Origin of the sequence: Priestia sp. TSO9, assembly GCF_021029645.1 — a bacterium.
Lineage (GTDB): Bacteria > Bacillota > Bacilli > Bacillales > Bacillaceae_H > Priestia > Priestia megaterium_E.
Genome location: NZ_JAJEKD010000013.1, coordinates 1,050,287 through 1,062,582, shown reverse-complemented (window position 1 = coordinate 1,062,582; position 12,296 = coordinate 1,050,287). Strand labels below are relative to the sequence as shown.

Annotated in this window: 14 protein-coding genes and 3 pseudogenes; all 17 read left to right on the top strand. The window is 32.9% G+C overall.

Features of this window, described 5'->3' with window-relative positions; all coding sequences use genetic code 11:
- Window positions 1–355 precede the first annotated feature (355 nt).
- The 17 genes and pseudogenes from LJC66_RS27965 (at window position 356) to LJC66_RS13565 (ending at window position 12,225) form a co-directional block, all read left to right on the top strand.
- Window positions 356–798: pseudogene (locus LJC66_RS27965) on the top strand (polymorphic toxin type 15 domain-containing protein).
- A 13-nt stretch (window positions 799–811) separates the two neighbouring features.
- On the top strand, window positions 812–1,354 hold the full coding sequence (locus LJC66_RS13645; protein WP_230932757.1) for a T6SS immunity protein Tdi1 domain-containing protein: 543 nt from the start codon (window positions 812–814) through the stop codon (window positions 1,352–1,354).
- Window positions 1,355–1,723: 369 nt separating this feature from the next.
- The gene (locus LJC66_RS13640; protein WP_230932756.1) at window positions 1,724–2,503 is read left to right on the top strand and encodes a hypothetical protein; all 780 of its coding nucleotides are present in this window, start codon (window positions 1,724–1,726) and stop codon (window positions 2,501–2,503) included.
- Between the two features lie 19 nt (window positions 2,504–2,522).
- Complete coding sequence (locus tag LJC66_RS13635; RefSeq protein ID WP_230932755.1) at window positions 2,523–3,236, top strand: pentapeptide repeat-containing protein; 714 nt, start codon at window positions 2,523–2,525, stop codon at window positions 3,234–3,236.
- A gap of 184 nt (window positions 3,237–3,420) precedes the next feature.
- Window positions 3,421–3,885, top strand: a complete 465-nt coding sequence (locus LJC66_RS13630) for an SMI1/KNR4 family protein (protein ID WP_230932754.1) — start codon at window positions 3,421–3,423, stop codon at window positions 3,883–3,885.
- Between the two features lie 399 nt (window positions 3,886–4,284).
- Window positions 4,285–4,740: an immunity protein YezG family protein gene (locus tag LJC66_RS13625; RefSeq protein ID WP_043982986.1), complete on the top strand. Its 456-nt coding sequence runs from the start codon at window positions 4,285–4,287 to the stop codon at window positions 4,738–4,740.
- 306 nt (window positions 4,741–5,046) lie between these two features.
- Entirely contained in the window at window positions 5,047–5,139 is a 93-nt protein-coding gene (locus tag LJC66_RS28040; protein WP_226555440.1) for a hypothetical protein, read from the top strand.
- A gap of 305 nt (window positions 5,140–5,444) precedes the next feature.
- A complete protein-coding gene (locus tag LJC66_RS13615) occupies window positions 5,445–5,990 on the top strand; it encodes a T6SS immunity protein Tdi1 domain-containing protein (protein WP_025751635.1) in 546 nt (181 codons plus the stop codon).
- A gap of 316 nt (window positions 5,991–6,306) precedes the next feature.
- A pseudogene (locus LJC66_RS13610) lies at window positions 6,307–6,489 on the top strand (DUF6985 domain-containing protein); the annotation flags it as partial.
- Window positions 6,490–6,604: 115 nt separating this feature from the next.
- Window positions 6,605–7,303: an SMI1/KNR4 family protein gene (locus LJC66_RS13605; protein ID WP_230932752.1), complete on the top strand. Its 699-nt coding sequence runs from the start codon at window positions 6,605–6,607 to the stop codon at window positions 7,301–7,303.
- A 149-nt stretch (window positions 7,304–7,452) separates the two neighbouring features.
- Window positions 7,453–7,998, top strand: a complete 546-nt coding sequence (locus tag LJC66_RS13600; RefSeq protein ID WP_226701296.1) for an Imm6 family immunity protein — start codon at window positions 7,453–7,455, stop codon at window positions 7,996–7,998.
- A gap of 272 nt (window positions 7,999–8,270) precedes the next feature.
- The gene (locus LJC66_RS13595; RefSeq protein WP_165635273.1) at window positions 8,271–8,684 is read left to right on the top strand and encodes a hypothetical protein; all 414 of its coding nucleotides are present in this window, start codon (window positions 8,271–8,273) and stop codon (window positions 8,682–8,684) included.
- Window positions 8,685–8,686: 2 nt separating this feature from the next.
- Window positions 8,687–9,229 (top strand): Imm6 family immunity protein, encoded by a 543-nt coding sequence (locus LJC66_RS13590; RefSeq protein ID WP_230932751.1) that lies wholly within the window; start codon window positions 8,687–8,689, stop codon window positions 9,227–9,229.
- A 455-nt stretch (window positions 9,230–9,684) separates the two neighbouring features.
- Window positions 9,685–10,149, top strand: a complete 465-nt coding sequence (locus tag LJC66_RS13585; protein ID WP_195696836.1) for a hypothetical protein — start codon at window positions 9,685–9,687, stop codon at window positions 10,147–10,149.
- A 212-nt stretch (window positions 10,150–10,361) separates the two neighbouring features.
- Window positions 10,362–10,847 carry an antitoxin YezG family protein gene (locus LJC66_RS13580; protein WP_154991762.1) on the top strand — a complete coding sequence of 162 codons (486 nt, stop codon included), beginning with the start codon at window positions 10,362–10,364 and terminating at the stop codon, window positions 10,845–10,847.
- A gap of 205 nt (window positions 10,848–11,052) precedes the next feature.
- A pseudogene (locus LJC66_RS27960) lies at window positions 11,053–11,508 on the top strand (DUF4274 domain-containing protein).
- Between the two features lie 225 nt (window positions 11,509–11,733).
- Window positions 11,734–12,225, top strand: coding sequence for an immunity protein YezG family protein (locus LJC66_RS13565; protein ID WP_230932748.1), 492 nt, complete (start codon window positions 11,734–11,736; stop codon window positions 12,223–12,225).
- Window positions 12,226–12,296: the final 71 nt, after the last annotated feature.

Here is a 12,296-nt window from a genome sequence, read left to right as displayed (position 1 = left end):
AACCGAAAAGCTTAACAACATGCGCAACACGCTTCGCACAAGCGCCGTTGCCAACGTCACAAAGCAAGCCTACCAAAGCGTCAAAAACGCACCGGCCTCCTGGACTCAGTCGCTACATAAAACGTATAACAACATCCTAGACAGCAGCATGCCAAGACTCATGCCAGAACTTGTGCCGGCTGGTCCAGCACTTGCCCAGCAGACGGTGAGGGAGACCTTGCAGAATGTGAAGCAGCAGACGATGCAGATGATTGAAAAGCCTGTAAAAGCAGAGCGTGTGAGTGAACGTCAAATTCAACAGGATACGGGTGAAGTCAAGCACTTAGATAATATACCTAGAACAAAAGAAATTGAAGTGAAATGTAACTACAAAACTAAATTCGATTCAGAAGAATTTGCAAGACAGTTAAAGGATCAAGAAAAAGGTATGAATGAATTAACCGTACATGAATACCAGGAAAATCGAGAGCGATTTATTGATAAAGGCAGGGCAATAGAGGGAAATGTTGCTCAACAAACAGCTAGAGAAGAAGCTTTATCTGACAAAATTACCGAATTTATGGATAAAGGAAAATCATTTGATGAAGCAGAGGAAGAGGCGAAAAAATGGCTAAAAACCCAAGCGGCACTTCATAATCCAGATCAGGTTGCAGGAGGAAGGCCTGAAATAATAGGAGGAATGGGAGATAAGAGGGTTAATTTATTAAAATTGTTGATAAACAAATAGAGGAAATATCAAAAAATATGACACTAGAACAACTGAAAAATACTTATTTGAATGTAAAGTTAACACATTAAAGGAGGAGTTTGAATGGAACAATATTTAAAAGATTTTAAGTTGCATAATAAAGTTCCTAGTGAACTGATTGAAAAGTATAAAAATATGGTCCCTAAAGAAATAATAGATTTATGGCAGGATTATGGATTTGGAACATTTATGGCAGGTTATTTTAAAAGTGTCAATCCAGAGGAGTACATTGATATCTTACAAGAAAGTAGCCAAAGATACACTGATTCTTTAGTATTATTTGCAACAAGTATGGGGGATTTAGTCATATGGGCTGATGGTTATGTAAGGTTGCTTAATTTTAGGTACGGCTTACTTAAAACACTTATGCCAAACTTTCTATACTTTTTTAAAAGTTTAGATTCGGAAAAATTTCGAGACGAATATTTAAAGTGGAAGCCATATCCAAAAGCAGTAGAAAAATGGGGCGAAATACCTTATGACGAATGTTTTGGATACACCCCTCTATTAGGGCTTGGTGGAGCAGAAAAAGTAGAGAATCTAAAAAAAGTCAAATTAAAGGAACATATTCTTATTATTACTGAATTCATGGGACCAGTACAATAATGTTCAAAGCTATATTACAAAATGAACTATAAGCACTTGACTGCCTTTTAGGCAACAAGTGTTTTTTTGTGAGCCATTTTTTGTTTTTAAATTATCCGATGTGAATGTGAAAAATATCAGAAAGTTAAAGAGAAATGAGGTTGAATTTTTAAAAAAATATTTCAAAAAAACAAGTGTTGACGTTAAAAACATTTATACTGAGAGTAATATGCAAACAAAGAAATTTATAGTTAAATATATTATTGATGGCAAGCATGGCCTTACAGCATTTTATTATTGTTAAAGAAGTAAAAGTAGTATGAAAGAATTTAAAGATTTATTCAGTGAATTGCAGGCTGATATGACATCTAGTATGTAAGGAGGATATAGATGAAACCTAATTATTTTTCAATTTCAATGTACCCCACAGTAGCTTTTAACGAAGAGGAGCTATTAGGTCGTCTTTTGGATGTGTTTGAGTCAAATGAAAAATTTGCTCCTACCCATTGGGGTAACTCTGAAACAGTAAAGGTAGAATATAATCGTCGGGAAATTCTAGAAAAAGTGATTTCAGAGCTTAGAGTATCTGAAGTTCACCTGTATCGTGATAAAGCGGTGCACTATAAAGGGAGTTTTAAAGTTAACTGGAGTCATAGTTCATATTTGGAGTTTGAGTTCCATAAATCAATACCTAAAAAATTATGGTCTGTTTTTTTTGAGTTATCTGATCAAATCGCAGAAATTGTAAAGCCGCGTTATGGAGTGTCGCAAATTTTTTGGAAAGCATCTTATCCATGGAATACTGAATATGAACGCTTACATATGTGGATGAATATGTCTTCACTACCTATACCGGTCAGGTTTCTTCCTAACGGTCCCTTGGGGGTAGGAGCTAGAACATATTTTAGTGGTCATATTTTAGAAATGTTTGATAAGGAATTCCTACTAAATACTCCCGCTGTCGTATCAGAATTAGAATGGGGCGGGGTTTGTATGGATCTTTTACAAAATCCATTAGAAGCTGATAGGGATACATTGCTAGATCGGTGGTTACATGTAATGAAATACTTAGAACCAGCTCAAGTAATAGCTGTGCCAAGTTTTCATGAAAGTCGAATGGTTGTCACGTATTCGCCTAATGTTGCTTGGAAGAAGTATCTAGAAAATTAAAGGAAAGGAATTTGTAATCATGGATGAGAAAAGTAATGAGCGAATAAGGGTTATGGAAATAGTAAATAGATCTCAATATAATGATGAGGTTATAGATCAGGTAGATATGAGTGATTTAGACCTTAGTTTTTCAGACCTGTCAGAAGTAATGGCAAGGCGTATTATGGCAAAACGTGTTGTGTTGAGAGCCTCTTCACTAATGAGAGCAGCGTTTCATGACTGCGATTTTGAGTTAGCTGATTTCAGAAGTTGTAATTTAGAGGAAATTAACATGGCAGATTGTAGGTTTGGCGAAGCGGATTTTTCTAAAGCAAATATGAAATATGCAAAGATAAATATAAGTAGTTGCTTTGAAACTCGTTTTGATGAGGCTGATTTTTCACATGGAGAATTAGTTGGAACAATTTTAAATCATGCTACATTTCGCCATGCAAATTTGTCAGGAATTGATGCGGAACAGGCCGACTGTACGGGAACGGATTTCAGCGGTGCCAATCTGACAGATGGTAAATTTGAAAAAGCGCATTTGGAAAATGTGAATTTATCAGAGGTAGATGCTAGAAATGCTAATTTCACAGAAGCAGATTTTACCGGAGCAATCCTTTTAAATGGGGATTTCACAGAAGCGGATTTTACCGGTGCTAAACTCGACAATGTAGTTTGGACAGGAGCAAATGTAGAAGGAGCTAAGTTTGACGAAAATGTGAAAGAACAAGTGTTGAAAATGATATAGAAGTTGATTTTAAATTGTATGTAAAATTGGCACCTACGTTTTAATGTATGATTTGTCACAGCATGTAAAGGGTGTCACACTCTCACTATAGAACTTGAAACTAAAAGAAAGAATCTCTAGGGATGATATGGGTTGCAAAGTTATGGACTGAGATAATTTATAGAGGGATGAGTAATATTTATTTATGAATATAGAGATTAAAAATAATAGTAAGCCTGCAAATTTGCAAGAGATTCAATCATTTGAAGAAGAGTGGAATATTGAATTGCCCGATGATTATAAAGAGTTTTTACTTAAAACCAATGGCGGCAACCCTACTATACGAAGGAGTCAAACCTTAGACAAAAAAATCACGTCATCTTTAACATCTATACTTCCATTTACTAAAGAAGTGCATAAAAATGTACAGAATGTATTTTTAGCTTTTCATAGTAACCATATAATACCTGATAATCTTCTAATTATTGGCGAAGATCCAATTGATAACAAAATTTGCTTGTCATTATCAGGAGAAGATGCCGGAGCGGTTTATTATTGGAGCTTAGACATGGAAGACATCTACGAAGAAGAGTATGAATCTTCTAACACGCATTTTAGCCTTATTTCTTATAGCTTTGAAGATTTTATAAAAAGCCTAAAAGACAAATAACCCTAGAGGGCTGCTAAACTTATTTGTTTGTTAATTTTATTGGGGAACTTATAAAACCTACGTTCGTAAATAGGTATAAATTCTTTTATTCCTGAATTAATGAGATTAATTTGGCAATAAAAAATTTGCAAGAGTAAGTGGGAGCACCGATTGAATTTTCTAGGCAATAGGTGCTTTTATTAAACGCATTTGCGCATTTCAGTATTTATTTTCTATTTTATAAAAGTTACGGCTTATAAAATAGAATAGCGCCAAAATAGCTTATCCCAATCGCTAGTCATTGCAAGTATCTCAAAAAATAAGGTGGGTCACTCTATGGTGAACAAAGGAACGAAAAGATTTTTTAGGTAAGGTTAACTTGAATTCTTGAGAGTTAATCTAAGGAGTGAAAACAGCAAAATGAAAGAATATGAAGATAAGTTGAGTGAATTACAAGCTGATATGATATCTATATGTATGGAGTGCGTTGAAGATAGAGCTGATAAAGTATATGTTTATGCTTCACGTGAAGGAGGAATTGTTTCAGGCAGTTTCTTTTATTGTATCAATAATAAGTATGTAGAATGTCATAAAATGAATGATGCATTGGAGAATGGAGACGAAAGATATGATGTGTCTCAAAAAAGAATCCTTATGGTGTTGCGAATAATATGTGAAGATATCGAAAAGATTGAAGAATTATGCAAAGAATATGAAAGAGATATGCCAACGGAGATGAAGTTAATCTATGATGTTAAAAGTGGCAATTTTAAAGCTGAATACAAGTATGATTTAGTATATACTAATGATGATAGTAAAACAGCCGATCATGTTGCTGATGAGTGGTTTGAAGAAGTGAAAAATAACAAGCTTTAATTTAGTATTGGTGTGTGGTAATGAAGCAGTTAGTGCATATGGTAATAACATGATGAGAAATTACACCAATTTTAGAACTATCATAGATAATAAAATAATTGTTACTTTATAGTACATCAAATGGTTTGACTTAGTAAGCGATGATTGGTAACCCAATTATCGCTTTTGGTTTTAAATAAGGATACGGATAAAGCCAAGCATTTAGATGATATACCTAGAACAAAAGAAATTAAAGTGAAATTTACCTACAAAACTAAATTCGATTCATAAGAATTTACAAGACAGTTAAAAGATCAAGAAAAAGGGATGAATGAATTAACCATATATGAATATCAGAAAAATCGAGAGCAATTTATTGATAAAGGTAGAGCGAAAGAAGGAAATGCAGTTCAAAAATAGCTAGACAAAAAGCTTATGTACAAAAGGTAAATGAACTTCAAAGTGAGGGATTACCGTTATCACAAGCAAAGAAAAAAGCTCAGGCATGGTTAGTTACTCAAGCACCCTGACTCCTGACTAGATAGCAGGTGGGAAAGCTGAAATAATAGGAGATAAGAGGATTAATTTCTCTATAGGTAGTTAATGGAGGTCTAGAATCAAGAGTATTGATAAACAAATAGAGGAAGTAGCGAAAAACATGACACCAGAACAATTTAAAAATACGTATTTGAATGTAAAGTTAACACTTTAGGGGAGGAGTTTGAATGGAGCAATATTTAAAAGATTTTAAGTTGCATAGTAAAGTTCCGAGTGAAATCATTGAAAAGTATAAAGAATTAGTACCAAATGAAGTGATAAATTTTTGGAGTAATTATGGATTTGGTACATTTATGCAAGGGTATTTTAAAAGCGTAAATCCAGAGGAATTTATAGAAATCTTGGAGGAGAGTTGTCCAAGATTTAAGGATTCAATCGTATTGTTTGCTACGAGTATGGGAGACTTGATTATTTGGGCGGATGGATATGTTGGATTACTTAATTACAGGTATGGCATAGTAAAGATTATTATGTTTACATTTGAATTTTTCTTTCAAAATATTGCTGATTTAGAATTCAGGGATGAAGATTTATCTTGGCAGCCTTATCCCGAAGCGCTTAAACAATACAATGAGTTAGAGTATGATGAGTGTTTTGGTTATACACCTCTATTAGGGTTAGGTGGAGCAGAAAAAGTAGAGAACTTAAAAAAGGTCAAATTGAAGGAACATATTCTTATTATTACTGGTTTTATGGGGCCAGTAGAGGTATAAGGTTCGTTCTAATGAAGTAGACTTACTACTTATTTTATATTTTACAAGCAGATCGTATAGGAAACACAATAACGAATATATAAATAAAAAAACAAAGTACGAGTGAAATGAGTAGAAAAAGAATTACGAGTCTAGGTGAGATGACATTTTATCATTTTAGTCTAGAAGACCCCTACCTGAAGGAGCGGAACGAGCTTAGCTCAGCGAGTAAGTGGGGGGAAGTTCCATGTATGACAAGTACAAAGACGTATATAAACAAACATGGCATGAGTCAGGTTGTGATGTTAGTTAAAATAGGCATTACCTAGAAACTGAAAACACTGACCAAATACTTGAAATAATTAGCCTAGTGGGTATTATTGTTTCGTATAAGGATATTTATGATGAACGTGATATTGGACTAACATTTGATTGTACATGGGATATAGAAAATGGATTGGGACTTCGTTTATTAGATGAACAGGTGAACGACGTAGGGGGGCATGATGTGACCATCTAAATAAACTGTTTTTTATCCGACAACAATCTATAACCATATTTACAAGAGAAAACACGGTAGAAAATAAAGATAGTTTAATAAATGAATTTAAGCGGATAAATAGGAGTGATTCTAAGTGGATAAGTTGTCTTTTCTGCAACAATACAGAAAAAGTATTGAGTTTGTATCTAATGAAGACTTACTAAATATTAAGAAAGAGAACATCCCGAAAGAATGGCTGGAAGTATTTATAGAAACTGACAAGACTGAGAGGAAAGATAAACTAATTGCTTTATGGAATCGGGTATGTGAAAAAGAATTAAGTCACACGATTTCATATTTAAAAGAGAATTTAGTAGATGTTGAACTCATTATAGATAATGGACAGTACGCCATTCTATATAGCGTGAAGAGTGAAAATGACGAAATTCTTTATTATGAAGGGGGAATACCAAACAAATCAATTTACGATTTAGACATGGAACAAGCTTGGTCAAGTGTTCCGCAATCTATTGTTAAATTTTACGGAAAGTTACATAATGGCTTTTATTATATGCCAAGTCGAGCAATGAGTCTAGTACCGTTAGAGAGAGTAACTTATTTTAAAGAAGATGAATGGGGGATTCTTGATGATTTAGAGCATCCATTAGAAATCAATCTTGATACCACTTATGGATTTTTTGAGAATGGTATGGGTGGATACGTTGCGGTAGATTTGAACAATTGTACGGATAATAGAGCAACACTGTGGTTCACCAATGATCAGCCTGAATATAGTGTTGATTTCTGGGATATTGTAGATGAATGGATTTTAATAGGGTTACAAGATAATTAAAAAATAATGTGTAAATAGACTAAGTAAGTTTATATAGCATATAGCACTTGATTGTCCATAAAAGGAAGCAGGTGCTTTCTTTTATTTGAGCGTAACAATCAGTACAATCATAGAAAAGTTCAAAAATGAATTACGTGTACGTTAAAAAAATGGAAAGATTATTAAATAAACATAAAGAGGATTTTGTGAAAAATAAATTCATTCTTAATTTGCAAAGTGAACGAAAAGTTGGGGTTGTTTTAATTGTTGCTGAAAGAGTATTTTCTGTAATAAGTAAAGGTGATGAAAGATATCCAGCAGGTAGAGAAGCGTTAGACAAATGTTGGTTATGGGGTGAATCTCATACTGTAACTGGAGATGAACTCTATGAGCTTATTGACAATGCAGACTATACAGGGATCTCAGAATTTGCTGAGGAAGAAGAAGACTTGAATATGGCTAGGCTATGGTCACTACTAGTGGATGCCGCCGCTTATACATCTTGGGAAGCTTATAAAAACGAAAAAGTAAAATATGTACCGCAAGCACTGGAAGGTATCGGTGCAGATAGTAGCACTGTCTTTTTGAATAGCGCAGTTGAGACCGGTTTTATCACAGTAGAGGAAATTGAAAGAATGGAATTAGTTTTTTATGATTATGAGTGTACAAGCAATGAAACCTCAATAAAAAGAGAAGACTTTATGAAATTATTTTAACTCAGTGTATGGAACCTATTAAATAAACAGAACGAATGAGTAAGTGTAGACCACTACAGCAAATGGTGAGAACTAACAGTAAGCACACCTCAAAAAGCAGTTAAATGCATTATTTTTAACAGCACGTAATTGTTAAAGGAAAGAAAAAGGCGCTTTTTATGTTTTAGGATAGGAATCAATAGGTCTAGTCAAATTTTATAAGTGCAAAACTATTAAATAGTAATGTATCTTTAGTCTTAACAAGTCATCCCATTTTATTAAGGAGAATGTAAATGAAAATGGAATTAAATATCCAACAAAGAGTTGGAGAATATAGAGTGAAAAGTGATCAGTTATTTGAACAGAAAAATTATCAACAATCTGTTGATGTATTAATCAAAGGGTGGGAAGAGATTCCGCTTCCAAAAGGGTTATATAGTGATACTTATGAGGTGGTAAAAGATATCATTGATACCTTTATCATAATGAATGACTATGAAAGTGCCCAATATTGGCTAACTCATCTATACTCATCAGGCTTTAAACGATTTGATGATGGTGAGAAAGAGTTTATTTCAGGCGTTATTTATTATGAATTGGGATCCCTTTTACTTGCCAAAGAATTTTTTGATATTGCTAATCGAAAATCAGAAGGAAGATTATTTGAAGGGAAAGATACGAAATACATAAAATTACTCAAAAGGTAACCATGTATGAAGGAGGATCACCCAATCGAATAAATCGATTTAATAATTTGAGCAAGGATGCTAAAGTCGAGTATCTATTGTCACTATCTAATTTAATTATCAACAAGATTTCTGAATCTAAAGGATTTGAAGTAGCGGTTGAGTCATTAGAAAAAGCTTGGGAATGGCTAAAATTAAAGGATTTTGACGCAGATAGCCTGTATGTATATTTAGAAAACATAGATGAAACAGATATCATGACTTATATGCAACTGGCCGATGATAAAGATAATGAAAAAGTATGGATATGTATTGGAAATGCTCTGGCATATACAATCTGGGAGGCGTATCAATATGAAAAAGAAAAGTATCTTCCCCAGACTATTGAAAGTGTTGATTATCAGACTGTTCAAAGCTTCATAACAAATTTTGAAAAGGTATATGAGAATAATAGTATCTCAGATAAGCTATTACACTTTCTTGAAGAAAACTATCCAAAGAATGCTGATAAAAGGGTAGATTTAATTTCAATAAAGACTTTTATTGATGAGTCTATTGAGAAATAGATAACTAAGAAACTTCTAAAAATGTGTAATTATTTAGCTATACTTTTAAAAGCAGATTTTAACTTCAAAGATAAGCAGATGAGACTTTTAGATGACAGCTGCTTTTGGTTGTTTTTTTGAGATATTTACATTTTGTATACTTGAATGATGCTTTATTAAAGTTCATGAAGGTAGCATCATCAAGGAATATCAAGTTAATATTTGAATTTTATGAGAAGGACGATGATCAGAAGCCAAATGGATATATCGCCTTTTAATATTACACTTCATCACAATGTTAAAGAGGTATACAAATGGAATGTAAGGATGGTCAATCATTTATCCCTTGCCGGACGATACTGTGCTTTCTGAAAAGGAAGGTAAATGGAGAATGAATTTACCAGAAACGTATAAAGAATTTGTGAAAAAAAACAGCACTGTTAGTAGAAATATTATGGGAAGGTGTACAAGTGACTATGGAAATGTATTATTGTGACGAATGGTCAGATATCAAAAAGAAGCCTTGGAACATTCTTGATGAGCATACTGCATACACATACCACCAAAAACATAAACCCTATACGGTCGTACTAAGGGAAGATGAGAAGCACAAGTATATTATAAATATTACAAATGAATGGGTTTCGGTAGGGTTTTATGATGAACTAATTCGTAAATATTTAAATTATGATTTCGAAGTTATGAGTGAAGGTAAGCTTTTTTTAAGAACAGCCATGTATTGGGAATATGATGATAAAACTAATACAGAAGTAAGTAGTTTGATTTTGAATTTCCGAGAAGATGGTTACATAGCAATGGAAAAGCGTGATTTAAAAAATGGTTCAGTCGAGGAACGCGAAGCAAACAATACCCTTGAAAAAAACTGGGATGTGTTTCCTGAATTTGGCCAATACTTATATTTGTGCAAAGAAGAGCGCTAATTCTTTTGTGAAGCTAGAGTTCATAAGATGTGTCAGCTTAATAGTTGCTACGATATATAAGTATCATAGTGTCTTTTTTTAGTTGTTTGACATGGATTTGAAGAAATATAAAAAAGTTAAAGATAAACAGTTAGGATAACATACCAAATTGAAGATGAAGAACTAGGGATAGCAACAGTTGAAAACCAGTCAGGAGGATAAATTTTATGCAAATGGAAAGCCAGTTACAGGAATTGTATCAAGAAATAGCAGAAACGGTTAATAATATGATTCCAGAAGAATGGGAGAAATTTTATTTTTATGCACAGATTGATGAATCAGGGGGGCGAGTTTACTTTTTTTATAAATCAATTAGAGATAATAGCTACACGTATAGTCTAGATATACCAAAACAATTTAACATATCGGAACTAGAATTTAATAATGAAGAAGATAAGCTTTTTGATCTTAGTGAACAGCTCAGGGAAATCTTTAAAGAAAATAACCAGGAACTATGGTATTCTTTTACGCTAATGTTAGAGCAAACAGGGAAGTTCTCTGTATCATTTGATTATACAGATTGGTTGAATACAGATTACGGATTTGTAGCACAGAAAAAGATTTGGAAGTATAAATATTTAGATGAAGCACCGGCGGATGAAAAAACTAAAAGTTTAATAGATCAGTATTTAAAAGAATATCCAAATAATCCTATTTAAATAATTATTAAGGCTATACAAATAAAGGAAGCAGTAAGCACAAAGTGAAGATGAGGGATTTTCGAGTACAAATATTTAAGTAGAGAATTAGCGGATGAAAAAGATAAAGAACAAATGATGAAAATGAAAAGATATGAAGAGAATTTTAACAGCAATAATCAATAATTTATAGCATTTGAGTTTTTTAAAAAGGAGGCAAGAACTTATGGATAAGGACGATATTCATTTTCTTCAACAGTTACTTAATAGCACAGATAAGGATTATATAATAAGTTATTTATTGAATACTAATAACGCTCTATTGCTTCATTACTCTGCTGCAAATTATAACTGGAATAGTGGATTTGAAGTGCCAACAGTTATTCTAGAAAATGCAGCTTGTGATTTTGGAACAGGTTTACTGATGTTTCATTATGCAGAAGGGTATCGTATGTGAGAAGATCCTGGTGAGGTTTTAAATTCTCCTTTGGAAAATTGGAAAAAATTTTTAGGGGAAGTTTACAACAAACTCATAAACTTAGAGTTTACATCTCAGGCTATTTCTTTCAATCCTGAATTAACAAACATTCAAAAATATAAATTAAAGAAGAGTAATCCAAACATTCCTGAACTCCTTATTAATAAATCTCCAGGAGATGCGGTTGATATTTTTAAAATATAATGAATTAGTAACTAAACTTAGGTTAATTGATGCATTATAAAAAGAGAAAAGAGTTAGGTCTAAGTCTAAAATACATAAAGGAAACTAAATATCAATATCAAGCAGCTAAATCTGGAAGAATGGTAGGTATAGAATTTGAACGAACTGAAGTCATGAAAAGAGTGGCAGGTGAGACCGTTTTTGTTGGTGTTTCATTAAGGTCAAATGTATCGGAGGTTGCTAAAAGTGGAAAATGAAATGAAGCAATTACATAAAGAAATAGCTGAAACAGTGAATAAAATGATACCAGAAGAATGGGGAAAGTTTTATTTTTATGCTCAAATATCCGAAACGGGCGGAGGCACTTACTTTTTTTATAATACCCTTGAGAATGAAAAGAACTATAAATATAGTTTAGAAATTCCTTGTGAATACGACGATATTGATAAAGAATTTTATAAAATGAAGGATCGAGCTTTATTTGAGTTAAGTAATAGATTAAGAAACGTTTTTAAAGATAATCAGCAAGAACTTTGGTACTCTTTTACACTATCTGTTAATAGCGATGGCAAATTGAAGGTGCATTATGATTATACAAATTGGTTTGACACGGATTATAGCTTTGATGACCAGCTAGTGATTTGGGAATATAAATATTTAGGAACAGAACCAGATGATAGCGAAAGCAAGACTTTAATCAATAAGTATTTAAATGAGTATCCCAATAATCCAATTTAGCATAAATCCAGTATTTGTGGTTAAATTCCCACCTCATGAAGGTACTAAATTAACCCTAAAGAATTGCATCA

Bases quoted from the DNA above. Each gene is read 5' to 3' on its own strand.
- LJC66_RS13645 (WP_230932757.1), top strand. From the start codon at position 812: ATGGAACAATATTTAAAAGATTTTAAGTTGCATAATAAAGTTCCTAGT.
- LJC66_RS13640 (WP_230932756.1), top strand. From the start codon at position 1,724: ATGAAACCTAATTATTTTTCAATTTCAATGTACCCCACAGTAGCTTTT.
- LJC66_RS13635 (WP_230932755.1), top strand. From the start codon at position 2,523: ATGGATGAGAAAAGTAATGAGCGAATAAGGGTTATGGAAATAGTAAAT.
- LJC66_RS13630 (WP_230932754.1), top strand. From the start codon at position 3,421: ATGAATATAGAGATTAAAAATAATAGTAAGCCTGCAAATTTGCAAGAG.
- LJC66_RS13625 (WP_043982986.1), top strand. From the start codon at position 4,285: ATGAAAGAATATGAAGATAAGTTGAGTGAATTACAAGCTGATATGATA.
- LJC66_RS28040 (WP_226555440.1), top strand. From the start codon at position 5,047: ATGAATGAATTAACCATATATGAATATCAGAAAAATCGAGAGCAATTT.
- LJC66_RS13615 (WP_025751635.1), top strand. From the start codon at position 5,445: ATGGAGCAATATTTAAAAGATTTTAAGTTGCATAGTAAAGTTCCGAGT.
- LJC66_RS13600 (WP_226701296.1), top strand. From the start codon at position 7,453: ATGGAAAGATTATTAAATAAACATAAAGAGGATTTTGTGAAAAATAAA.
- LJC66_RS13595 (WP_165635273.1), top strand. From the start codon at position 8,271: ATGAAAATGGAATTAAATATCCAACAAAGAGTTGGAGAATATAGAGTG.
- LJC66_RS13590 (WP_230932751.1), top strand. From the start codon at position 8,687: ATGTATGAAGGAGGATCACCCAATCGAATAAATCGATTTAATAATTTG.
- LJC66_RS13585 (WP_195696836.1), top strand. From the start codon at position 9,685: ATGGAAATGTATTATTGTGACGAATGGTCAGATATCAAAAAGAAGCCT.
- LJC66_RS13580 (WP_154991762.1), top strand. From the start codon at position 10,362: ATGGAAAGCCAGTTACAGGAATTGTATCAAGAAATAGCAGAAACGGTT.